The sequence below is a fragment of the Arthrobacter sp. 05T45 genome, from assembly GCF_056395875.1.
Map to the genome: position 1 here is coordinate 39,742 of NZ_JBFTKI010000005.1, position 21,193 is coordinate 60,934.

Annotated in this window: 22 protein-coding genes; 5 read left to right on the top strand and 17 right to left on the bottom strand. The window is 67.2% G+C overall.

Translation table 11 applies throughout. From position 1 onward, the window contains the following. Positions 1–10 precede the first annotated feature (10 nt). Positions 11–475 carry a (deoxy)nucleoside triphosphate pyrophosphohydrolase gene (locus tag AC1DGD_RS07585; RefSeq protein ID WP_476856419.1) on the bottom strand — a complete coding sequence of 155 codons (465 nt, stop codon included), beginning with the start codon at positions 473–475 and terminating at the stop codon, positions 11–13. Positions 476–669: 194 nt separating this feature from the next. Between AC1DGD_RS07585 and AC1DGD_RS07590 the strand changes: the two genes are divergently transcribed. Continuing rightward, the gene (locus AC1DGD_RS07590; RefSeq protein WP_223917209.1) at positions 670–1,878 is read left to right on the top strand and encodes an MFS transporter; all 1,209 of its coding nucleotides are present in this window, start codon (positions 670–672) and stop codon (positions 1,876–1,878) included. Positions 1,879–2,105: 227 nt separating this feature from the next. Here the strand turns inward: AC1DGD_RS07590 and AC1DGD_RS07595 are convergent, their stop codons facing one another. Further along, complete coding sequence (locus AC1DGD_RS07595; protein WP_079551287.1) at positions 2,106–3,026, bottom strand: cation diffusion facilitator family transporter; 921 nt, start codon at positions 3,024–3,026, stop codon at positions 2,106–2,108. A gap of 230 nt (positions 3,027–3,256) precedes the next feature. Here AC1DGD_RS07595 and AC1DGD_RS07600 point away from each other — a divergent pair, with 230 nt between their 5' ends. Next, positions 3,257–3,526: a GlsB/YeaQ/YmgE family stress response membrane protein gene (locus tag AC1DGD_RS07600; protein WP_230010760.1), complete on the top strand. Its 270-nt coding sequence runs from the start codon at positions 3,257–3,259 to the stop codon at positions 3,524–3,526. 149 nt (positions 3,527–3,675) lie between these two features. On the opposite strand, the gene AC1DGD_RS07605 is transcribed toward AC1DGD_RS07600, so the two are convergent. The 4 genes from AC1DGD_RS07605 to infC form a co-directional block, all read right to left on the bottom strand. Then, positions 3,676–4,572 carry a TrmH family RNA methyltransferase gene (locus AC1DGD_RS07605; protein ID WP_476856420.1) on the bottom strand — a complete coding sequence of 299 codons (897 nt, stop codon included), beginning with the start codon at positions 4,570–4,572 and terminating at the stop codon, positions 3,676–3,678. A 65-nt stretch (positions 4,573–4,637) separates the two neighbouring features. Next, on the bottom strand, positions 4,638–5,108 hold the full coding sequence (rplT, locus tag AC1DGD_RS07610) for a 50S ribosomal protein L20 (RefSeq protein WP_028277244.1): 471 nt from the start codon (positions 5,106–5,108) through the stop codon (positions 4,638–4,640). 122 nt (positions 5,109–5,230) lie between these two features. Further along, positions 5,231–5,425, bottom strand: a complete 195-nt coding sequence (gene rpmI, locus AC1DGD_RS07615) for a 50S ribosomal protein L35 (RefSeq protein WP_003798720.1) — start codon at positions 5,423–5,425, stop codon at positions 5,231–5,233. Between the two features lie 115 nt (positions 5,426–5,540). Then, positions 5,541–6,641, bottom strand: coding sequence for a translation initiation factor IF-3 (gene infC / locus AC1DGD_RS07620; protein WP_476856421.1), 1,101 nt, complete (start codon positions 6,639–6,641; stop codon positions 5,541–5,543). Positions 6,642–7,078: 437 nt separating this feature from the next. On the opposite strand from infC, the gene AC1DGD_RS07625 reads away from it, so the two are divergent. Continuing rightward, the gene (locus AC1DGD_RS07625; RefSeq protein WP_230010214.1) at positions 7,079–7,465 is read left to right on the top strand and encodes a DUF1844 domain-containing protein; all 387 of its coding nucleotides are present in this window, start codon (positions 7,079–7,081) and stop codon (positions 7,463–7,465) included. 139 nt (positions 7,466–7,604) lie between these two features. On the opposite strand, the gene AC1DGD_RS07630 is transcribed toward AC1DGD_RS07625, so the two are convergent. From AC1DGD_RS07630 to AC1DGD_RS07665, 8 genes are all read right to left on the bottom strand, one after another. Next, positions 7,605–8,918, bottom strand: a complete 1,314-nt coding sequence (locus AC1DGD_RS07630; protein ID WP_028277241.1) for an MFS transporter — start codon at positions 8,916–8,918, stop codon at positions 7,605–7,607. A 61-nt stretch (positions 8,919–8,979) separates the two neighbouring features. Beyond that, complete coding sequence (locus AC1DGD_RS07635) at positions 8,980–9,921, bottom strand: SseB family protein (RefSeq protein WP_476856422.1); 942 nt, start codon at positions 9,919–9,921, stop codon at positions 8,980–8,982. Positions 9,922–9,935: 14 nt separating this feature from the next. Further along, positions 9,936–10,682: a bifunctional 1-(5-phosphoribosyl)-5-((5-phosphoribosylamino)methylideneamino)imidazole-4-carboxamide isomerase/phosphoribosylanthranilate isomerase PriA gene (gene priA / locus AC1DGD_RS07640; RefSeq protein ID WP_079551296.1), complete on the bottom strand. Its 747-nt coding sequence runs from the start codon at positions 10,680–10,682 to the stop codon at positions 9,936–9,938. Between the two features lie 41 nt (positions 10,683–10,723). Beyond that, positions 10,724–10,882: a hypothetical protein gene (locus AC1DGD_RS07645; protein WP_164468561.1), complete on the bottom strand. Its 159-nt coding sequence runs from the start codon at positions 10,880–10,882 to the stop codon at positions 10,724–10,726. Then, positions 10,883–11,632 carry an imidazole glycerol phosphate synthase subunit HisH gene (gene hisH, locus AC1DGD_RS07650; RefSeq protein WP_476849458.1) on the bottom strand — a complete coding sequence of 250 codons (750 nt, stop codon included), beginning with the start codon at positions 11,630–11,632 and terminating at the stop codon, positions 10,883–10,885. Continuing rightward, on the bottom strand, positions 11,629–12,255 hold the full coding sequence (gene hisB, locus AC1DGD_RS07655) for an imidazoleglycerol-phosphate dehydratase HisB (RefSeq protein ID WP_476849457.1): 627 nt from the start codon (positions 12,253–12,255) through the stop codon (positions 11,629–11,631). Before hisB ends, hisH begins: the two co-directional genes overlap by 4 nt. Before the next feature lie 71 nt (positions 12,256–12,326). Continuing rightward, positions 12,327–13,445: a histidinol-phosphate transaminase gene (locus AC1DGD_RS07660; protein WP_230008559.1), complete on the bottom strand. Its 1,119-nt coding sequence runs from the start codon at positions 13,443–13,445 to the stop codon at positions 12,327–12,329. Between the two features lie 68 nt (positions 13,446–13,513). Continuing rightward, positions 13,514–13,918: a LysM peptidoglycan-binding domain-containing protein gene (locus AC1DGD_RS07665; protein ID WP_476849495.1), complete on the bottom strand. Its 405-nt coding sequence runs from the start codon at positions 13,916–13,918 to the stop codon at positions 13,514–13,516. A gap of 517 nt (positions 13,919–14,435) precedes the next feature. On the opposite strand from AC1DGD_RS07665, the gene lexA reads away from it, so the two are divergent. Next, complete coding sequence (gene lexA / locus AC1DGD_RS07670) at positions 14,436–15,185, top strand: transcriptional repressor LexA (protein WP_230008558.1); 750 nt, start codon at positions 14,436–14,438, stop codon at positions 15,183–15,185. 113 nt (positions 15,186–15,298) lie between these two features. Here lexA and AC1DGD_RS07675 read toward each other — a convergent pair whose 3' ends face one another. Then, a complete protein-coding gene (locus AC1DGD_RS07675) occupies positions 15,299–17,449 on the bottom strand; it encodes an ATP-dependent DNA helicase (RefSeq protein ID WP_476856423.1) in 2,151 nt (716 codons plus the stop codon). Continuing rightward, positions 17,442–19,040, bottom strand: a complete 1,599-nt coding sequence (gene hflX / locus AC1DGD_RS07680; protein WP_223913986.1) for a GTPase HflX — start codon at positions 19,038–19,040, stop codon at positions 17,442–17,444. Before hflX ends, AC1DGD_RS07675 begins: the two co-directional genes overlap by 8 nt. A gap of 563 nt (positions 19,041–19,603) precedes the next feature. Between hflX and AC1DGD_RS07685 the strand changes: the two genes are divergently transcribed. Beyond that, positions 19,604–20,218 carry a class I SAM-dependent methyltransferase gene (locus AC1DGD_RS07685; RefSeq protein WP_230008613.1) on the top strand — a complete coding sequence of 205 codons (615 nt, stop codon included), beginning with the start codon at positions 19,604–19,606 and terminating at the stop codon, positions 20,216–20,218. Here the strand turns inward: AC1DGD_RS07685 and dapF are convergent. Beyond that, positions 20,199–21,152, bottom strand: a complete 954-nt coding sequence (gene dapF, locus AC1DGD_RS07690) for a diaminopimelate epimerase (protein ID WP_476856424.1) — start codon at positions 21,150–21,152, stop codon at positions 20,199–20,201. The genes AC1DGD_RS07685 and dapF overlap by 20 nt on opposite strands. Positions 21,153–21,193 lie beyond the last annotated feature (41 nt).

The window sequence follows — 21,193 nt, forward strand, 5'->3', positions numbered from 1 at the left end:
GCGAGTCCGGTCAGCGGCCCAGTCCCGCTTCCACTCCGCGCGACCCGGTGGCGTGCACAGCCGCCAGGAGGGCCTCGACGATGGGGAGGTCCGCCGGGATCCACGGCAGGTCCAGGACCCCTGCCGGATTGCGGAGGTCGAGCCAGCGCAATTCGTCATGGTCCTCCAGCGGCCGGGGTTCTCCCTGCACGAGCTCCGCGAACCAGACCCTCATCGCCGCCTTCGCGTTGAGCGGCCAGCCCGCGGCGGTTTCCGCGGGCAGCTCCGCCCCGAGCCGCACCAGCACGCCCAGTTCTTCCCGGAGCTCGCGGTGCAGGGCGTCCTCGGCGGCCTCGCCTGGTTCGACTTTTCCGCCCGGGAACTCCCACATTCCGGCAAACTGCGGCGGCGCTGTGCGCCGGGCCACAAGGAGCATGCCCGGGTCGGCCAGGGAGTCCACTACTGCGCCGCCTACGACGCCTATGAGTCCAGTCACGCCCTCAAGTCTAAGGCGGGCGCAGGGTCCGGCGCCCGGGGGCCGGGGCCGGGGCCGGCCCCGGTAGGGGACAATGGTGGAGGCGGCCGCCACGACACCTTCCGGAATATTCGGCGTCCCCTCCCGGTTCTTAAAAGCATATTTATCTGTCCGATCCATCCGGCCTCTCCCGGAAAATCTCTCCGAAAAGACGAATGACAACCACCACACACGCCCCGGCGCCGACCAAGTCCGGCACCCGTCACGTTGCCCTGGCAATCATTGCCCTCGCGATGGGCGGCTTTGGCATCGGCACCACGGAATTCACCATGATGGGCCTGCTCAAGGAGATCGAACAGGGCCTGAACATCAGCACGCCCGAGGCGGGTCACCTGATTTCGGCCTACGCCCTCGGCGTCGTGATTGGCGCGCCGGTGCTGGCCGCGGTCGGGGCCAAACTCCCGCGGAAGTATCTGGCCCTCGGGCTCATGCTCTTCTTCAGCATCGCCAACCTCAGTTCCTTCCTCGCCCCGGACTACGGCTCCATGCTGGTGTCCCGGTTCGCCGCGGGACTCCCCCACGGCGCCTTCTTCGGGGTTGCGGCCGTGATTGCCGCCTCCCTGGTGGCGCCGACCAAGCGGGGCTGGGCCATTTCGATGGTCATGGCCGGGCTGACGGTGTCCAACGTCATTGGCGTCCCCTTCGCCACCTGGCTGGGCCAGAGCTACGGGTGGCGGCTGCTGTTCCTGCTGGTGGGCCTGATCGGCATCATTACGCTGTTCATGCTGTGGAAGTTCGTCCCGTTCCAGAAACCGCACGCCGATGCCAGCTTCCGCAGGGAGCTCGGCGCGCTCAAGCGGCTGCAGGTGTGGCTTGCCATCCTGGTCGGCATCGTCGGCTTCGGCGGGTTCTTCGCGACCTACACCTACATTTCGCACACCATGACCTCCGTCGCCGGCCTCCCGGCGGCCTGGCTGCCGCTGGTCGTGGCCCTGTACGGCGTGGGCATGGTGGTGGGCAACATCGTTGGCGGCCGGATCGCCGACAAATCCGTCATGGGCACGATTTACTGGGTCCTGCCCGGCACGGCGGTGGCACTCGTGGTTTATGCCGTGGGCGTCCACTGGGCCTGGTCCGCGCTGGTCATGGTGTTCGTCGTTGGCGCCGCCGGGTCCATGCTCGTTCCCGCCCTGCAGACCAGGCTGCTCGATGCGTCCCCTGATGCACCGTCGCTGGCCTCCTCGCTGAACCATGCTGCGCTCAACGTCGCCAACGCCCTCGGTGCCTTCCTGGGCGGCCTGGTGATCGCCTGGGGCTGGGGCTACGTCGCCCCCGCGCTCGTGGGCGCCGTCCTGGCCGTGCTGGGTCTCGGGGTCGCCGCCTTCAGCGGCGCCGTGGAACGCCGGCGGCCGCTGGCCTCCTAGCCACCCCGCCACCCGCCAGAACACCGCGGCAGAACAGCCGCGGCCGCGGTACCCCGCCAACGGCAGAGGAAGAGGCCGAGGCAGCAGGGTGCAGATGCTCCAAAAAGAACAGCAGTCCTGTCCAGTGATGCACTGGGCAGGACTGCTGTTCTGTTGAGGGGCTGCCGTTCCATCTGGCGGCTGCCGTTCTCCCTATGGGCTTCCGTTCTCCCTGTGGGCTGGGCGGCTCAGGGGGCGCTGACGCGCTGCACATCCGGTTCCAGATAGATGACCCGGGCAATCGGGACGGCTTCCCGAACCCGGACCTCCGCGTCATCAATCGCCTTCGCAATGTCCTGGCCCGAGTCCGAGCGGCCGATGCTGATCTTGGCCGCCACCAGCAGCTCCTCGGGGCCAAGGTGCATGGTCTTGAGGTGAATGATGCTGGTGCCGCCGGCCTCGATCGCGCTGCGGATCTTGGCGACGTCATCGCGGGTGGCCGACTCGCCCAGCAGCAGGGACTTGGTTTCCATGGCCAGCACCACGGCGATCGCCACGAGCAGCAGACCGATCATCGCGGTGCCGAGGGCGTCCCAGATGCCGTTCCCGGTCAGGAGCGTCAGGCCCACGCCGAAGAGCGCGAACACCAGGCCCACGAGGGCGCCGAAGTCCTCGAGCAGGATCACCGGGAGTTCCGGCTGCTTGGCGTTGCGGATGAACTTAACCCAGCTCTGCTTCCCACGCAGGGGGTTGGATTCGATGATCGCTGTCCGGAACGAGAACGACTCGGCAATGATCGCGCCGATCAGGACGGCCAGCGGCACCCACCAGAAGTCACCTTCGATGGCGTGCGGGTGCTGGATTTTTCCCCAGGCCTCGTACAGTGCGAACAGGCCGCCGACGCTGAAAAGCACAATCGAAACGATGAAGGCGTAGATGTAACGCTCGCGGCCGTAGCCGAAGGGGTGCTCGGGGCTGGCTTCCCGCTTTGCGCGTTTGCCGCCGAGCAGGAGCAGCAGCTGGTTGCCGGAGTCTGCGAGGGAGTGAATCGCCTCGGCCAGCATGGACGAGGACAGCGTCAGAAAGTAGGCGACGAACTTCAAAACGGCGATGGTCAGGTTTGCGGCCAGCGCCGCGAGAATCGCCTTGGTACCGCCATTTGCAGCCACGTGAGCTTCTCCTTATGGGGTTCTTCCGGGGTGTATGCGAACACCGGAAGAACCCAGCGCCCACAAGGAATACCGTACCGGTTTCCGGGCCGGCGCCGAACCGCGGCGGGGACCAACGCTGCCACGTAACGATTGGGTAGTCCCCTGCTGACAAGCAATCCGCCCTATGTTAGCTTGAAGCCATATTCGGTATTCACAATTTGGATGCCGAAAAATATGTAGGAGGAGACATGGGCTTTCTTGGCTGGATCATTCTCGGACTCATAGTGGGTGCAATCGTCAAGGCACTCTTGCCCGGCAGGGTCGGTGGCGGCTGGGTTACCAGCCTCGTGCTCGGCGTCGTCGGCGCGATTGTTGGCGGCTGGATCGGGGACCTGCTGTTCGGCGGCGGCAAGATGGAATTCTGGAATCTCGGTTCCTGGCTCCTGGCCATCGTCGGTGGCCTCGCGGCCGCGTTCATCTACGGCGCCATCACAGGGCGCAACAAGACCACCACCTAATTCTTCAAGGCACTGGCCGCACACTTTGTGTGGGGGCGGCAGTGACACTACGACGGCGGGGCTCACCATTCGGTGGGCCCCGCCTTTCGTTTGGCCTGCGTTTTTCGGACAGGAATTCCTGCCGGACCCGCTGGTTTCCTGCTGGGCGGCTAGGGGGTTTGCTGGGAGCGGGCGCTGGCGTACAGGCAGACAGTGGCTGCGGTGCCGAGGTTCAGGCTTTCCGCTTCCCCGTACACCGGCACGGCCACCCGGTGGTCGGCCAGCGCGATCTCGTCCTCGGACAGGCCTTGGGCCTCGTTGCCGAAGAGCCAGGCGGTCGGCTGTTCCAACGCGTACACCGATTCGGCGGCGGATGCCCCCAGGCGGCGGGCCGCGTTCTCGTCCTGGAGACGGTCCAGGTCCAGTTGTCCCTTGCCGTCCGCGGCCAGCACGCCGACGCCACGCTCCCGGCAGCGGGCCACGACTTCCTCGACCTCCGCGCCGAGGACAACGGGCAGATGGAACAGGGAACCCGCCGTCGACCGCACGGCCTTGGGGTTGTAGATGTCCACGCTCGAGCCGGTCAGGATGACAGCGTCGGCGCCGGCGGCGTCGGCCGCCCGCAACACGGTGCCGGCGTTGCCGGGGTCCCGGACCTGGCACAGGACGGCAATCAGCCGCGGGCCGGCGTCGAGCACGTGCTCAAGGCTGACGTCCAGGAAGCCGCAGACGGCAATGATGCCCTGTGGGGTGACGGTGTCCGCCATCGCAGCGATCACTTCGTCGGTTGCGAGGTGCGCGTGGGTTCCCTCGGCCAGCTGCTCCAGCTCCGGGTGGCGGTCCAGGCAGGCCTCGGTGGCGTACACCTCATAGACGATGCCGGGCTCCCCCGCGGCGATCCTCTTCCCGTGCAGGACCAAGGCCTCACGGACCGCCTGCGGGCCTTCGGCCAGGAACTCGCGACGCTTTAAACGGGCCGGGCGCCCGGCAAGCTGTGCCACCTTCCTCATCCGATCAGCTCGGGGGTTGGAGAGTGGAAAGTCTTGCGGGCGCCCGGTTTCGTTCATATAAGAACCTTAGTGGCTATTCCAGCCGGCTCTTGAACGAGACAGTCTTTCAACTGCGGGAGGAACTACTTTGCAGCCTCGTCGGCGGCCTTCTTGGCTGCAGGCTTCTTCGCGGGAGCCTTCTTGGCAGCCTTGGGAGCCGGAGCAGCCTCAGCCTGGACGGCCGGAGCGGACGTGTCGGCAGGCAGCGAGTCCTTGGCGACCTTGACCAGCGCGGCGAAGGCGTTGGCGTCGGAAACGGCCAGCTCGGCCAGCATACGGCGGTCAACCTCAACCTCAGCGGCCTTCAGGCCCTGGATCAGGCGGTTGTAGGTCAGGCCGTTGGCGCGGGATGCAGCGTTGATGCGCTGGATCCAAAGACGGCGGAAGTCGCCCTTCTTCTTCTTACGGTCACCATAGCTGTACACAAACGAGTGCAGCAGCTGCTCTTTTGCCTTGCGGTACAGGCGTGAACGCTGTCCGCGGTAACCCTTTGCGCGTTCGAGGATAACCCGGCGCTTCTTGTGGGCGTTAACCGCCCTCTTCACACGTGCCACGTGCGTACTCCTTAGAAAATTTCTGATCCCAAGCGTCTACTGCCGGAACGGTCCGGCTGGCCTGAGAAGCCTTTTTGGTAGTTGACTGCTGCCAGGTGGCGAACAGTCAGAGAACTTGGAACTTAGATGCCGAGCATCTTCCGGATGACCTTGGCGTCGCCCTTGAAGACGATCTTGTCGCCGGCAAGGCGACGGGTCAGCCGGGAGGACTTGTGCTCGAGGTAGTGGCGGCGGTTGGCCTGCTGGCGGCGCAGCTTGCCGGTACCGGTCAGCTTGAAGCGCTTCTTAGCACCGCTGTGGGTCTTCATCTTCGGCATGGGAACCGATCTCCTTACGTATCCGCAGAAAAGTCTGCAGCTCTTTCGTGCAGCCACCCCTGCGGGCGGCGTGCTGGTTGCCTGCTGCCGGACATTGCTGTCCGGCAGCCGTGAACTAGTTGGTCTTCTTGGTGCCAGGCTTGGCGGCTGCCCGGGGGGCGGCCGGCCGTGCGGCGGGCTTCGGCGCTGCGGGCCTGGGTACCGGCTTCGGAGCAGCAACCGGCTTCGGTGCTGCTGCCGGAGCGGCTGCCTTTTCCTCGGGAGCCTTCGCTGCCGCCGGGGCCGGAGCGGCCTTCGGAGCCGCGGGAGCCTTGGCTGCTGCCGGCTTCTCGGCGGCCTTCGGAGCCGCCGGAGCCTTCGCTGCTGCCGGCTTCTCGGCCGCCGTCGGAGCCGCCGGAGCCTTCGCTGCTGCCGGCTCCTCGGCTGCCTTCGGTGCGGCTTCCGCCGGCACGTCCTGGGCGGGGGCCTCGTCGGCCTTGGTCTCTTCGACCGGAGCCGCTTCAACCTTGGCTTCTTCAACCTTGGCTTCTTCGACCTTGGTCTCTTCAACCTTGGCTTCTTCGACGGGTGCCTCCGCTGCGGGTGCCTCCGGCGATACGACGTAGCCTTCCGGCAGGAGGTCCGACAGCGTCTGGGTCAGCGGGGCGTTGCCACCGGAGACATCGACGCGTCCCGAAGCCTTGGCTTCGTTCTCAGCCTTGGCTTCTGCGCGCTGCGTTGCGCGGCGGGCCTCCGCCTTGGCTTCGGCCTTGTTCTTCAGCGGGCCAACCACCATGACCATGTTGCGGCCATCGATGCGCGGGCTGGACTCCACCACACCAACTTCGGCGACGTCGTCGGCGAAGCGCTGGAGCAGGCGGATGCCCATCTCGGGGCGCTGCTGCTCGCGGCCGCGGAACTGGATCATGGCCTTGACCTTGTCGCCGGCACCGAGGAAGCGGAGCGCGTGTCCGCGCTTCGTTTCGTAGTCGTGGGTGTCGATCTTCAGGCGGAAACGGATTTCCTTCAGGACCGTGTTGGTCTGGTTCTTCCGGGCCTCGCGTGCCTTGACAGCGGCTTCGTACTTGTACTTGCCGAAGTCCATCAGCTTGCACACCGGAGGCTTCGCCTGCGGTGCAACTTCAACGAGATCAAGATCGGACTCGGCAGCCAAACGCAGGGCATCCTCAATACGGACAATTCCTACTTGTTCGCCTGCAGGGCCGACCAGCCGCACCTCGGGGACGCGGATACGCTCATTGATTCTTGGCTCGCTAATGTTAAAGCTCCTGTGTTCGTGAGGGGTATTCCACCGGCAAAAAGAGAAGGCCCCCAATTGCCGGAGCAATCGAAGGCCTCGAGATCGGAACTGCCGCCCTCAATGGGGCAACATGCACTTCCTGCGGACCGGAGTCCGAGGTAGTGCCCGACCAGGTACCCGGCAACCTTGACTCCTGGACAGGAGGGGCTTCCCGAAGGAAGTTTCGCGGCTGACGCGGGTGGGAGAGAACTCCGCTTGCAAACTAAAGCCAACTCTACAGAAAGACACCCGTTCAACGCACGTATGCATCGCCGGGCGCCAACTTCAGTGACAAGCACTGCCAGTCAGAACACTGCATTCTATAAAAGCTTGAGAATAACGACATTTAGTCGGTCTGTGACAAGCTTACCAGCATGAGCACTTCAGATAGTAATTCCCACGTCTTCGAGCCCGCGGCAGCCCAGGCGGACGTCTCGCAGCAGATCCGCGACATCTCGGAAGTCCCCTCCATCGAGGTCATCACCACGGCCGCCGTGCACCTGATGAGCGCCGCCGCGGTAAAGCTCGGCCTCGCCGCCGAGGAAAATGCCCAGGACCTCAAGGACCTGGACGAGGCCCGCAAGCTGATCACCGCCCTCGCCGGTCTGGTGACCGCGGCGGCGCCCGAAATCGGCTCACAGCACGCTGGACCGTTGCGCGACGGACTCCGTTCGCTCCAGCTGGCCTTCCGCGAAGAATCGATCATCCCGGACGCGCCGGGCAAGGGCCCGGGCGAGAAGTACACCGGCCCCGTCAACTAAGCACCCGTCAGTCAGGACAACGCCGGCGTGCGGACCACCCAGGTCCGCCCGCCGGCGTCGTTATTTTCCGTCCTCAGGATTTGCCGTTCACAAAGCCCGGGCGCGTGCCCGGAGTGGCGCAATGGCGGCAGGCCCGCGTTCAGACGCGGGCCAGGCGGCTGCGCCGGACCTGTTGCAGGGCCAGTCCCACCAGGCAGAGGGCCACGCCCGCCAACCCCACTGAGACGAAGCCGGCCGACGGGCCGATGAGGTCAATGAACAGCCCGGCAAGCGGCGCGCCCAGGGCCACTCCGCCGGTGAGCGATGACCCGTACCAGCCCATCGCCTCGCCACGCCGGCTTTCATCCACCAGTTCGGCCACCTTTTCCGAGGCCGCGGACAACACCGGCGCGCACAGCAGACCCGGCAGCAACGCGAGCAGGCTGAGCGTCCAGACGTCGGTCGCGAAGGCCATCGGGACCGTCAGCGCTGACATCCCCAGCAACAGGAGGATCGGGGAAACGGCCCGGTGCATGGCACCGTAGAGGACGCCGCCCACCACCGAGGCCGCGCACCAGAAGAGGAACACGATGCCGATTTCGGCCTGGTGGCCGCCGGTCTGGAGCGCCGCGACGATGCCGACGTCGGTGCCGCTGAGGACCATGCCGGCACCGGCGCCGACGGCAAACACGGCGGCTACGGCGGCGGTGAACCAGCTGAAGTTGTGGATGACCCTGTGGCGCAGGCCGGATCCCCGCCGGCGGCGCTCCTCGGCGGCGGCCGCCAGGGGTGCCAGTTCGGCTGCTGCCTCCTGCAGGTGGGCCGGCGCGGCGGCGACCACTGCGGCTTCCGCGCACTCCAGCTCCTGCGCCTCAAGCCCGGCGTCCGGGGAAGCACTCCGGGTGGGCGGGTTGAACCACATGAGGAAGAGCCCGGAGACGGATGTGGCCACTCCCACGACTGTCAGGCCCAGGACGGACTGGCCGCTGGTGGCGACGACGGCTCCGACGGCCGGGCCGATCATGAAGACCAGCTCGGTGGCGATGGCGTCGAGCGCAAAGGCAGTCCGGCGCTGTTCCCCGGGGGCCAGAACGCCCAGCGACTGCCGCACCACGCTGAAGATGGGCAGGGTCAGCAGGCCCCCGATGAAGACCAGGGGCAACAGGGCCTCGTAGGACACGTGCGGCACGATCGACCAGATCACGGCCTCGGAGACCACAGACGGAATCAGCGCCTTTCGCAGCCCCACGGTGTCGACCCGGCGTCCGCGCCAGGGCGCGCCGACGGCGATACCGATCGTCATCACGGCGGCGGCCGCTCCGGCGGCGGCGTAGCCCTGGCCGAGGGTCAGGACGATGTGCAGGGTCAGCAGGACGCCGGCCGCCGAGTGCGGTATGCGTGCGATCATGCCGACCAACAGGAGGCGCCTGATGGGCCGGATCGCCAGCAGCTGACGGTAAAGCGCGAAATTCACGGACTATATCCTTCTGGTACTGCCCACGGCAGCACCGGGAGGTCCCCCGTTGGGCCGTCAGCTATGGTGCTGCGCGCTGCAGCTTGACCTCGATCGAATCAACCCGCTCGGCAAAGATTTCATTCCGGGCCCAGGCGTTATTGAGGCCGGCGACGATCGACTGCACGCCGGCGGCGTCGAGACCGTCTTCAAGGTAGAGGACCACACGGAGTTCCGGGCCGGCTCCCCCACCGGGGAGCCGCCTGCCATCGGCCGTGGCCGAGGCAACTCCACCCCCCGGATGAATTTCAACACGGCGGACCGCCGGAAAGCCAACCGCGCCTTCCCCGAGTGCACCCGCGAGATCGGGATCGGCGTATGACGGCGTCCATGGCTGCTGCTGGGCGAGGGCCCAGACTGCCGGCCGGCGGACCACGAACGTCACTTCCGAGCCGGGATCGAGCACGAGCAGCTCCGCGCCTTCCGCGACCGCTGACAAGGCAGCCCGGGCCGCGTACACGGCGACCGGCCTGGCCTCCGGGTGCCACGCCGTCAGTGACGCCGCCGAGGTGAACACCGGCATGGCCGTCCGCCCGTCCGGCGCCTTGAGCGTCACCAGGGCCATGTCGGCCTGCTTGTCCGAGTGCAGCGGATCCCCGTTGGGCCCGGCCGCGGCCTCGCCCTCTTCGGCGAGCTGGGCGAGAATTGGCACGAACACCCGGGCGGTGGCCAGCGCGGCCACCACGGCCGCCTCGTCGCCAGTGCCCGCGGCGAGGTCGGACAAAGCCGCCAGATAGCCGGCGTCGGCGGTGCCGTCGTCGTCGTCGAAATTATGGATCTTGGCGTCATTGCCGGACAGGCTGCGCCCAGCCCAGGGTTGGCCGGCGGAGTCCGTGGCCCCGCCGGCGCCGGCAAGGGCCGCCGCGATATGCCCGGGCAGATGCCGGATGGGACCGGCCCCGGTCCCTGCCTGCACTCTCTCGTGGGGGTTATTGGGGTCGTGGGTGTCGTGGGAGTGCGTCATGGGCGCCTTCGCCGCTAGCGGCGGCCGGCGACGTCGAGGGCCTCGGGCAGGGTGAAGTTGCCGTTGTAGAGGGCCTTGCCGACGATGGCGCCTTCGACGCCGAGCGGCACCAGGGAGCGCAGGACCTTGAGATCCTCGAGGCTGGAAATGCCGCCGGAGGCGACCACCGGCTTACCCGTTTTCTCGACCATCTGGCGCAGGAGTTCGACGTTGGGGCCCTGGAGCGTGCCGTCCTTGGTCACATCGGTCACGACGTACCGGGCGCAGCCGGCGTCCTCGAGGCGGCCGAGCACGTCCCAGAGGTCCCCGCCTTCCTTGGTCCAGCCCCGGCCGGCGAGGGTGGTGCCGCGGACATCCAGGCCGACGGCAATCTTGTCGCCGAAGCGCTCGATCACCCGGGCCGTCCATTCCGGGTTCTCCAGTGCCGCCGTGCCCAGGTTGACGCGTGCGACGCCGAGGTCGAGGGCCTTCTCAAGGGATTCGTCGTCGCGAAGGCCGCCGGAGAGCTCCACCTTGATATCGAGCCGGCCGACGACCTCGCGCAGGAGCTCGGCGTTGGAGCCGCGCCCGAACGCGGCGTCCAGGTCGACCAGATGCACCCACTCAGCCCCCTGCTGCTGCCAGTTGAGGGCGGCCTCCAGCGGGGTGCCGTAGCTCGTCTCGCTGCCGGCTTCGCCCTGTACGAGCCGGACGGCCTGTCCGTTGACGACGTCGACGGCGGGCAGGAGCTCGAGTACGGGCAGCGGGGTTTCGGTGGTCATCGTGGAGTCCTCAGCTTGGGGATGGTGGTGGGGAGGGGCGGTCAGGACGCCGGCAGGGTCAGGAGGTAGGCGGCCAGCAGTGACATGCCGGCGAGGATGTAGAAAACGATCTGCACCCAGAGCGGACTTTTCTGCTGGCGGAAGGAGATCCCGCCGCCAACCAGCAGGCCGGCCACGCCCATGAGCACCAGGGACCACATCTAGGCGGTCCCTTCCGGGGCTGCGGTACGGTCCGGGGCTGCGGGGCGCAGGCTCTGGACCCAGTTGCGCAGCAGCCGGGCGCCGGCGTCGCCGGACTTCTCCGGGTGGAACTGGGTGGCACACAGCGGGCCGTTTTCCACGGCCGCGATGAACGGGGCACCGTGGTCGGACCAGGTCACCAGCGGCGCAGCCATCCGCGGCTGGATGACGTCGAAGTCCCACTTCTGGACACCGTAGGAGTGTACGAAGTAGAAGCGCTCGTCCTCAACCCCGGCGAAGAGCCTGGACCCTTCGGGGACGGCGACGGTGTTCCAGCCCATGTGGGGCACGACGTCGGCAGGCAACAGTTCCACCTTGCCGGGCCACTCCCCCATGCCCTCGGCTTCGGTGCCGTGTTCGACGCCGGCCTCGAACAGCACTTGGAGCCCGACGCAGATGGCCAGCACGGGGCGGCCTCCGGCGACACGGCGGCCGATCATGCGGATGGCGTCAACGGCCTTGAGTTCGCGCATGACGGTTTCGAAGGCGCCGACACCGGGGACGACGAGGCCGTCGGCATTGAGGACATCCTCAGGCTTGGAGCTGAGGATGACTTCGGCGCCGGCCCGCTCCAGCGCGCGGACGGCGGACCGGACATTCCCGGAGCCGTAGTCCAGCACCGTAACTGTGGGCTTTCCCTGCGGGGAGACCGGCTTGGCCGCGGCGGCGGGGTCGATGATGGCCCCGTCGCGGAGCACCGGGCCGGTCACAAAGCACCCTTTGTCGACGGGATGCCCTCGACGCGGGGATCCGGCTCGACGGCTGCGCGCAGGGCACGGGCAAAGGCCTTGAACTGGGCCTCGACGATGTGGTGGGGGTCACGCCCGGCAGTGACGTTCATGTGCAGGCAGATCCCGGCGTGAAGGGTGATCGCCTCGAAGACGTGGCGGGTCAGGGAGCCCGTAAAGTGGCCGCCGATCAGGTGGTATTCCTGGCCTGCCGGCTCGCCGGCGTGGACCAGGTAGGGACGGCCGGAGACGTCCACGACAGCTTGCGCGAGGGCCTCATCGAGGGGAACGGTCGCCTCGCCAAAGCGGCGGATCCCGGCTTTGTTGCCCAGGGCGGTCCGCAGAACCTCGCCGAAAGTGATGGCCACGTCCTCGACAGTGTGGTGGACATCGATGTGGGTGTCGCCGGTGGCCTTGACGGTCATGTCAATCAAGGAGTGCTTGCTGAGGGCCGTCAGCATGTGGTCGTAGAACGGGACCGACGTGCTGATGTCTGAAACGCCGGTGCCGTCCAGGTTGATCTCGACCAGGACCGAGGACTCGCTGGTGGTCCGTTCCATGCGTGCGGTCCGGCCCTCGGCGGCGGTGGATCCGGTGGTGCTCATGTAGATGTGTCCTTTGGAAGAAGGCAGGGTGTTGGGCAATCTGGCGGGGACGATCGGGCTCCCCACCAAGTCTAGGCCTGCGGCTTTGCGGAGCCGGCCAGGATGAGTTCAAGTGCCTCCAGGAAGGCTGTGGTTTCTGTCTCAGTGCCGGCGGTGACGCGCAGGTGCCCCGGAATACCGACGTCGCGGATGAGGACACCGGCGTCCAGCATGCGCTGCCAAACCTCATGGGGGTTCTCGAGGCCGCCGAAGAACACGTAGTTGGAATCAGACGCGGCCGGGGTCAAGCCCAACCGCGTCAGTTCCGACACGATCCGGTCGCGCTGGCGCTTGATGTCCTCGACGTCCGCCATGAGCGCCTCCCGGTGGCGCAGGGCAGCCAGGGCCGCAGCCTGGGTGATAGCGGAGAGGTGGTACGGGAGACGGACCAGGCGCAGGGCATCCGCGACCTCCGGGGCCGCGGCCATGTAGCCGAGCCGCGCACCCGCGAGGGCGAAGGCCTTGCTCATGGTGCGCGAGACGATGAGCCGCTCCCGGCCAGGCAGCAGGGTGAGGGCACTGGGCGTGCCGTCGTGGGCGAACTCGTGATAGGCCTCGTCGACGATCACGATGGTCTGGCTGGCCTCGCCGGCGTCATAGACTGCCTCGACCACATCAAGGCCCAGCCCCGTGCCGGTCGGGTTGTTCGGGGAACAGAGGAAGACAATGTTGGGCTGAAGCTCGCGGACTTGCTGTGCCGCTGATTCCGCACTGAGCCCATAGTCGGACGCGCGGGCCCCGACGACGTACTCCGTATCCGTGCCGGAGGCCAGCAGCGGGTACATCGAATACGTGGGAGGGAACCCGAGGGCCGTCCGGCCAGGGCCCCCGAAGGCCTGGAGGATTTGCTGAAGGACTTCGTTGGAACCATTCGCGGCCCAGATGTTCTCCGCGTCCAGCCCATGGCCAAGGTATTCGGCGAGGGCTTCGCGCAATTCGGTGAATTCGCGGTCCGGATAGCGGTTCAGCCCGGCAGCGGCGGCGCTCACGGCTTCGGTAATCGCGGCGCGGACATCGGCCGGGACCCCATGGGTGTTCTCGTTGACGTTGAGCAGGATGGGGACGTCCAGCTGCGGCGCGCCATACGGACGCAGGCCACGCAGATTGGTTCGGAGGGGCAGTCGGTTGAGGCGCTCAAGCTGGTCAGTCACGTGACCAGTTTAAGTGGTAGCGGGACGGGCGCTGAAACTGTGACGCCCGCGACGGCACCCGGGGGTGGCTACTTGGACGGAACAAACAGTTGCTGGCCCGGCATCACACGCGCGGCGTCCAGATTGTTCAACTGCACGATATCGGCCACAACATCGCGGGGATCGCGCTCCGGGGCCACCGACCCGGCAATGGCCCAGAGGGACTCCCCCGGTTGGACTGTGACGGATACGGTCGGCGTCACCGAGAGCTGGTCTGCGGAATCTGCCGCTTTCGCGGGAGCGTTGAGGAATCCGCTGAAGGACAGGATGAACGCCGCCAGCAGAATCAGGGGGACGCCGAAAAAGACGAAGCGTCCGCGCCGGGTGAGCCGAAGCGGCGGCTGCTTGGTCCGGCCGCCGGAAACCGCGGCGGCGGCTCCTTGCTGCGCCCGCGACTGCGCGGAGCCGCGGCGCCTGGCGTTGAGCGGGTACACGTTGCCGTGACTGGAACCGCTTTGGGCGAGGCCGCCGTGTCCGATGCTGCGGCGATCCGCTGCGCCACCCGGACCAACACCACGGTGGCGGGTCGTGACGCCCTGAATGTTAGTGCCGTCAAACGCGCTTGAAACTGACATGAACTGAGCCCTCCTGGACCATAAGTTGCCGCCCGGCGTACTCACGTACTCGCCGCCAACCGGCCGAACCTTCGAACATAGAACCGAACATTGCCTGCGAACCTAGATCGTCCGAATCGAACACATATTCGAATCTTGCTGGTTCTGTTTTAGCACTTACTAACGAACGATGTCGAGACTCGCTAGAACAAATGTTTGAAAAAGGTCTGCGGCTGGCCTATTTTTGAGGGACAGGACAACCACTTTCGAACTCCCACTTTCGAACTAACAGTGGGAATTCATTCGTAGTTGATCAGCAGGGTCTGACATTTCAGGCCGGAAGTTCCCGGTGACAGCAGCCACGGCAGCCGGGCGGAACGGAAAGGCGTTGGCGAACATGGCAGCACAAGCCACCGGCGGCAGGGCCACCCCACGGAGCCCGCAGCCCGCCCGGGCCCCCAAGAGCCTCACCGTCCGGCAAAAGAAAATCCTGGAGACCATCCAGCGGTCCGTCACGGACAAGGGCTACCCGCCGTCCATGCGCGAAATCGGCGACACCGTCGGTCTCGCCAGCCTGTCGAGCGTGACCCACCAGCTCTCCCAACTGGAAAAGCTCGGCTACCTGCGGCGCGATCCGAAGCGGCCCCGGGCCATGGAAGTACTCATGCCGCTGACCCTAGACGAGGGGGCCACACCGATATCTGGTATCGAGAAGTCCAGCCCCTTGCGGGCCGTCGGCGGCCTGTCGGTAACCGAGCTCGCCAGCGCCACTGACACGGCAATGGTGCCGTTCGTCGGACGCATCGCCGCCGGCGGGCCGATCCTCGCGGACCAGGTGGTGGAGGACGTCATGCCGCTGCCCCGCCAACTCGTGGGCCATGGCGAACTCTTCATGCTCAAGGTGGCCGGCGACTCGATGATCGACGCCGCCATCTGCGACGGCGACTGGGTGGTTGTCCGCCGCCAGGGTGATGCCGTGAACGGCGATATCGTCGCCGCCCTGCTGGACGACGAAGCCACGGTCAAGACCTTCCGCCAGCGGGACGGCCACACGTGGCTGTTGCCGCAAAACACCCAGTACGAGCCCATCCTGGGCGACCACGCCGTCATCATGGGCAAGGTCGTATCGGTACTGCGCTCCCTCTAAACTGCGCTCACTCTAAACTGCGCTCCCCTTAGCCATCCCGGGCCATGCCGCCAGTTCGGAGCGGCCACCCCGCGGCCGATTTCCGGCGCAGGGTGACGGCCCCGGTTTGGGACTTAAGCTTTCGCGGAGTCTTTCGCCAGGCGCTTCAGGGCTGCCATGGCTATCGATGAATCGGTGGTGGGCCAGAACGGCGGCAGCGCGGCGCGCAGGAAGCCGCCGTAACGCTCCGTGGAGAGCCGCGAATCCAGCACTGCCACCACGCCCTTATCCGAGGTCGAGCGGATCAGCCGTCCGGCGCCCTGCGCGAGGCGGATGGCGGCGTGCGTGGCCGAGACGGCCATGAAGCCATTGCCGCCGGACTGGGCCACGGCCCGCGAACGTGCCGTCATCAGCGGGTCGTCCGGCCGCGGGAAGGGAATCCGGTCGATGACCACCAGCCGGCAGGACACGCCAGGGACGTCGACGCCCTGCCAGAGGGACATGGTGCCGAACAAACACGTGTCAGGTTCGTCGGCAAACTGCCGCACGAGCGCCGTCATGGTCGACTCCCCCTGGCACAGGATGCTGAGGCCCAGCCGGGGCCGCATGGCCTCGGCTGCTTCCTCTGCGGCGCGCCGCGAGGAGAACAGGCAAAGGGCGCCTCCGCCGGAGGCGCGGATCAGCTTCTCGAGTTCGTCCAGGGCCTCGGGGGACGTTCCGCGGCCGGGTTTGGGCAGGTGCCTGGCTACGTAGAGGATGCCCTGCTTCGGGTAGTCGAACGGGGAGCCGACGTCGACGCCGGTCCAGCTCGGGGCGCCGTTGCCAACCAGGCCCAGGCCGCCGGCGGCGGGTTCGAAGGCAGCGCCGATGGCCAGTGTGGCCGAGGTGAGGATGACGGTGTGGTCCGCGAACAGGCCCTCGCGCAACCGCCCTGCGACGCTCAGCGGGGCAACGTTGATCAACGCCGGCGCGCTCTCGTCCGGCTGGGAGTAGCCCTGCGCCGGGTCGAAGCTGCTGTTGCGGGAGAACCACACGACTTCGCGGTTTTCGCGCGCGGCCAGGAGGCGTTCACAGAGCTCCAGGATGACCATGAGGCGCGAGCGGGCCAGCTGCCGTCCGCCGTCCGCCGACACGGAGCTGTCCCCCTTGGAATCGGACAGGGCGGCGCGGCACGCGTCGCGCAGTTGGTCGATGCAGTCCAGCTGCTCGCTGTTCAGGCCGTTGGGCATCAGCCCGCTGGGGACGCCGTCGATGGCGAGCTCCAGGTGGGCGGCGGCATTGTTCAGCGCATCCACGGTGATGCCCGTGTGCTTCCGGGCCCCGGACGCGGCGGCGTGCACCATCGCCACGGAGAGCTGGCCCGAGACCGCGCCCGTGACGCGGTCCTGAAGTTCGTGTGCTTCATCCACCACGACGACGTCGTACTCCGGCAGGACCGCCAGGCCTTCGAAGGCACTGACGGCGAGCATGGCGTGGTTGGTGACCACGACGTCGGCATCGGCGGCGTTCTGCCGTGCCAGTTCGCTGAAGCATTCGGCCGCGAGCGGGCATTTCTGCGCGCCGAGGCACTCCATGGAGGTGACCGAGACCTGGCGCCAGGCCCGGTCCGTGACGCCCGGCATGAGCTCGTCGCGGTCCCCCGTGGCGGTCTCCTCGGCCCATTCGCGCAGCCGGACAACTTCCTTGCCCAGCTGGGAGGACGGCCCGCCAAGTGCGGCGGCGAAGTGCGGCACGGACGTGTCCTCGCCGAGGGAAAACAGCTGTCCCTCGGAAGGTTCTTCGGACGGGAAGCCGCCCTCGAGTTTGTGCCGGCAGACGTAGTTGGACCGGCCCTTGACCAGGGCGACCTTGACGGGCCGCTCCAGGGCAGGGGTGATGGTCTTGAGCAGCCTGGGCAGGTCCCGGCCCACAATCTGCGTTTGCAGTGCCAGGGTGGCGGTGGAGACTAGGGTGGGTTTGTTGCTGGTCAGCGAATGCGCGATCAGCGGAATCAGGTAGGCCAGCGACTTGCCGGTGCCGGTGCCGGCCTGGACCAGCAGGTGATCGCCGCTGTCTATCGCGCGCGCCACCTGCCGGGCCATTTCGTGCTGGCCATCGCGGCTCTGCCCGCCCATGCCGGACACGGCACGGTCGAGCAGCTTAACAACAAACTCCTCGCCGGCCGCGCCGGCAACCGAACCGGCGCCGGTGTCGGCGTCGGCCGGCCCAGCGTCAGCTGGTTCGGCGTCGGCTGGTTCGGCGTCAGCTGGATCGGCGTCGGTCCTGGTCACCGCAGCCTCAGTCATTGCTGATGAAGGGATCCAGTTCGGCGGCGAGTCCTTCACGCACCATCACCACGGCACGGGTCCCGGTTTCCTCGTGGTCGAGGCTGAGGATCTCGGCGTCGCTTTCGTGGAGCTTGCTGATCAGATCCCCGCGGTTGTACGGGATGAGCAGTTCAAGCTTCACGCTGGGCCGCGGAATGCCGTCGCTGATGGCCTTGAGCAGTTCCGGAATGCCTTCGCCGGTGCGGGCCGAGACCACCACGTGGCGCGGCTCGCGCTGCTTGAGCCGTTCGACCACGAACGGGTCAGCGGCGTCGGCCTTGTTCAGGACAATGATTTCCGGAACCTTGCGCGCGTCGACTTCGCTGAAGACCGTCCGGACAGCCGCGATCTGGCCTTCCGGATCCGGGTGCGAGACGTCCACGACATGCAGGATCAGGTCAGAGTCGGCGACCTCTTCCAGCGTGGAGCGGAATGCCTCCACGAGCTGGGTGGGCAGGGAACGGACAAAGCCCACGGTGTCGGCCAGGGTGTATCCCAGCCCGTCAGCGGTTTCGGCCTTGCGGACGGTGGGGTCCAGGGTGGCGAACAGGGCGTTTTCCACCAGCACCCCTGCGTCGGTCAGCCGGTTCAGCAGCGAGGACTTCCCGGCGTTGGTGTACCCGGCGATGGCGACAGAGGGCACGGCATTACGACGGCGGTTGGCGCGCTTCGTTTCCCGGGCAGGCTTCATAGCGGCGATTTCGCGCCGCAGCTTGGCCATCCGGGTGCGGATCCGACGGCGGTCCAGTTCGATCTTGGTCTCACCGGGACCACGCGAGCCCATGCCGGCACCGGCGCCGCCCACCTGGCCACCGGCCTGGCGGGACATCGATTCACCCCAGCCGCGCAGGCGCGGGAGCAGGTATTCGAGCTGGGCGAGCTCCACCTGCGCCTTGCCTTCACGGCTCTTGGCGTGCTGGGCGAAGATGTCCAGGATCAGCGCTGTACGGTCAATGACCTTGACCTTGACGATGTCCTCCAGCCCGCGCCGCTGGGACGGGGCCAATTCGGCGTCAACGACGACGGTGTCGGCGCCGGTGGACATCACGATGGCTTTCAGCTCCTGTGCCTTGCCGGAGCCTAGGAAAGTCCCGGGATCGGGCTTGGCACGCCGCTGGACGAGCCCGTCGAGGACCTCGGAGCCGGCCGTCTCAGCGAGGGCGGCAAGTTCACGCAGGGAGTTCTCCGCGTCCGCGAGGGTGCCCTCGGTCCAGAGGCCGGCCAGGACGACGCGCTCAAGGCGCAACTGCCGGTATTCGACCTCGGTGACGTCTTCGAGCTCGGTGGACAGGCCGGCCTTGCGGCGCAGTGCGTGCCGTTCCTCAAGGTCCTGCTGGTCGCCGTCGAAGTTGGTGTACACCTCGTCCAGGCGGGAGATGGCCTGCGCCTTGCCGAGCACCGACGTCGGGCTGCTGGTGCCAGCACCGGCGGCGGTGCCATGGCCGGTGCCGCCGCCGCGGCCTGGGGCGGGGGTGTCCTTGGAAAGGATCCGGTCGATTACAGCTTGAATCTCTTCAGGGCTCATGTCCTGGGCTGCTGAATCGGGTCCGGTGTTGGGGTGGCTGGTCATGGTCTCCTTTAAAGGTTCGGCTCTTTCAGAATAGTGCCGATTGTTGCTCTGTGGGGCGGTATTCGCGCTGGGCTGACGGCGGGGGGTCATGCGGGCCTCCTGGAATGCCTGCGGCAACGGCGCCGGGGCGGGGCTGGTTCTGTGCGGAGCGGTGGCTGGGTGAACGTAGAGGCGGCTAGGGCGCCTGGCTGCGGGGACACTGGCTGTGTGGGCGGTGCCGGTGCAAACACGTTGAGGTAGGTGCCTCCGCCACGCCGGGCCCGGGAGCGGGACCGGGAGCACGGTGCCCGAAAAACGGTGCCAGCAAGACACGGTGCCTGGGAAGATGGCTGGATTCCAAGTGGTGCGGGCGCCCGCGGGTGAGAAAACTCACCCGTGCAATGGCGCACTCAGCGGAAGGCGTTTACCTGCGTCGCTACGGAGCCCCTCGGCGTCCCTGACAAGGACGGGACGGGACCCGTGCCGGCTACTTGGAGATCAAGATCATGTTTTGTAGCGTAGCAGACGCCGGCGCTCCCACCCGGTTTCCCATACGGGCTGGCCGCGAACTAATCTGGCCCATTATGGAGTCTGCACACTATTTCAGCGCCCAGCCGGCCGGGCCCTTTACCCGTAAGCCGCTCACTGTGGATCTTGCCGGTGAGACGCGCCGGCTGCAGACGTCCTCGGGGATCTTCAGCCCGGACGGGATCGACAAGGGGACGGCCGTGCTCCTGGCCGACGTCCCGGCGCCGTCGCCGCAGGGCAACCTGCTGGATATCGGCTGCGGCTGGGGACCGATCGCCCTGACCATGGCCCTGCGGGCACCGCACGCCCAGGTCTACGCGGTGGACGTGAACGAACGCTGCGTGACCCTGACCAATGAAAACGCCGGGCTGTTGGGGCTGCACAACGTATCCGCCAGCACGCCGGACGCCGTGGACCCCGACCTGCGCTTTGACACCATCTGGTCCAACCCGCCGATCAGGATCGGCAAGGATGAGCTTCATGCCCTCCTGCGCCTGTGGATTCCCAGGCTGGCGCCGGGCGGATCGGCCTGGCTCGTGGTCCAGAAGAACCTCGGCTCGGACTCGCTGCAGCGCTGGCTCTCGGCGGAGCTCGACGCCAGCTTCAGCGTGACCCGGGAGAGCACGTCGAAGTCGTTCCGGATCCTTCGAATCAGGAAAGCGTCCCGCTAGCGACGATCACGGCCGGGCCGCTGAGTTCGACGTGTTCGTGCCCCTCCGGGCCCAGGAAGAATTTCACGCCGACGACGCCGCCGGGGACGTGGACGTTCCACGCGTCCGGTGCGCCCTGTCCGGCCCAGTGGCGAATCGCGACGGCGGCGGCGCAGGCGCCCGTGCCGCATGACTGGGTCTCCCCCACTCCGCGCTCGTGGACCCGCATGGTGATGGTGCCGGTGCCGTCGTGGACCAGTGGTTCGGAGGGCACAACGAATTCGACGTTGGTGCCGTGCGGCGGCGTCGGGTCCACCCGGGGGGCCGTGAACAGCTGCGTGGCCTCCAGTTCGGCTGTTTCGGCCAGGGCCACGACAGTGTGCGGGTTGCCCATGCTGACGGAGAGGGCGGGCCGTGCGACTTCGAGCCCGTCGGCGCTGACCAGCGAGTCCATGGCCCGCGCGGTCGCCTCGCCCGGGAAAATGAACTCCCAGGGGCCCATGTCCACGGCGTAGCCCGCAGCCGTCCGGACGATCGTCTTGGCACCGCCCCGGGTTCCAATGACGAGCGATTCGCCGGCCGGCAGGACCACGAGGCCTTCGGCGATGAGGAAGTGCACAAAGACGCGGACTCCGTTTCCGCACATCTCAGAGAGCGAGCCGTCGCCGTTGCGGTAGTCCATGAACCACTCGGCATCGGGGTGCGCGGTCAGCAATTGCTGCCCCTCGGGCAGGAGCCGGGAAGGCACGGCCCGGATCAGGCCGTCGCCGCCGATGCCACGGTGCCGGTCACAGAGCGCCGCGACGTGCTCCGGGCTCAACTCGAGCGCGCCGTTGGGGTCTGCGATCAGGACAAAGTCGTTGCCCGTTCCGTGGCCTTTGGAAAACTTCAGGCCGCTCAGCGGGGCGGTATCGCCGGCAGTACGGTCAGCGGCTACGGCTTGGGATTCGTCCATGCTCCAAGGTTACCGTTCCGCCCCGACCGCTCCGCCACCGT

Bases quoted from the DNA above. Each gene is read 5' to 3' on its own strand.
- AC1DGD_RS07635 (WP_476856422.1), bottom strand. From the start codon at position 9,921: ATGACGCACTCCCACGACACCCACGACCCCAATAACCCCCACGAGAGA.
- hflX (WP_223913986.1), bottom strand. From the start codon at position 19,040: ATGACCAGCCACCCCAACACCGGACCCGATTCAGCAGCCCAGGACATG.
- priA (WP_079551296.1), bottom strand. From the start codon at position 10,682: ATGACCACCGAAACCCCGCTGCCCGTACTCGAGCTCCTGCCCGCCGTC.
- AC1DGD_RS07590 (WP_223917209.1), top strand. From the start codon at position 670: ATGACAACCACCACACACGCCCCGGCGCCGACCAAGTCCGGCACCCGT.
- rpmI (WP_003798720.1), bottom strand. From the start codon at position 5,425: ATGCCGAAGATGAAGACCCACAGCGGTGCTAAGAAGCGCTTCAAGCTG.
- AC1DGD_RS07645 (WP_164468561.1), bottom strand. From the start codon at position 10,882: ATGTGGTCCCTGGTGCTCATGGGCGTGGCCGGCCTGCTGGTTGGCGGC.
- AC1DGD_RS07685 (WP_230008613.1), top strand. From the start codon at position 19,604: ATGGAGTCTGCACACTATTTCAGCGCCCAGCCGGCCGGGCCCTTTACC.
- hisB (WP_476849457.1), bottom strand. From the start codon at position 12,255: ATGAGCACCACCGGATCCACCGCCGCCGAGGGCCGGACCGCACGCATG.
- dapF (WP_476856424.1), bottom strand. From the start codon at position 21,152: ATGGACGAATCCCAAGCCGTAGCCGCTGACCGTACTGCCGGCGATACC.
- lexA (WP_230008558.1), top strand. From the start codon at position 14,436: ATGGCAGCACAAGCCACCGGCGGCAGGGCCACCCCACGGAGCCCGCAG.
- AC1DGD_RS07605 (WP_476856420.1), bottom strand. From the start codon at position 4,572: ATGAACGAAACCGGGCGCCCGCAAGACTTTCCACTCTCCAACCCCCGA.
- AC1DGD_RS07625 (WP_230010214.1), top strand. From the start codon at position 7,079: ATGAGCACTTCAGATAGTAATTCCCACGTCTTCGAGCCCGCGGCAGCC.
- AC1DGD_RS07675 (WP_476856423.1), bottom strand. From the start codon at position 17,449: ATGACTGAGGCTGCGGTGACCAGGACCGACGCCGATCCAGCTGACGCC.
- AC1DGD_RS07600 (WP_230010760.1), top strand. From the start codon at position 3,257: ATGGGCTTTCTTGGCTGGATCATTCTCGGACTCATAGTGGGTGCAATC.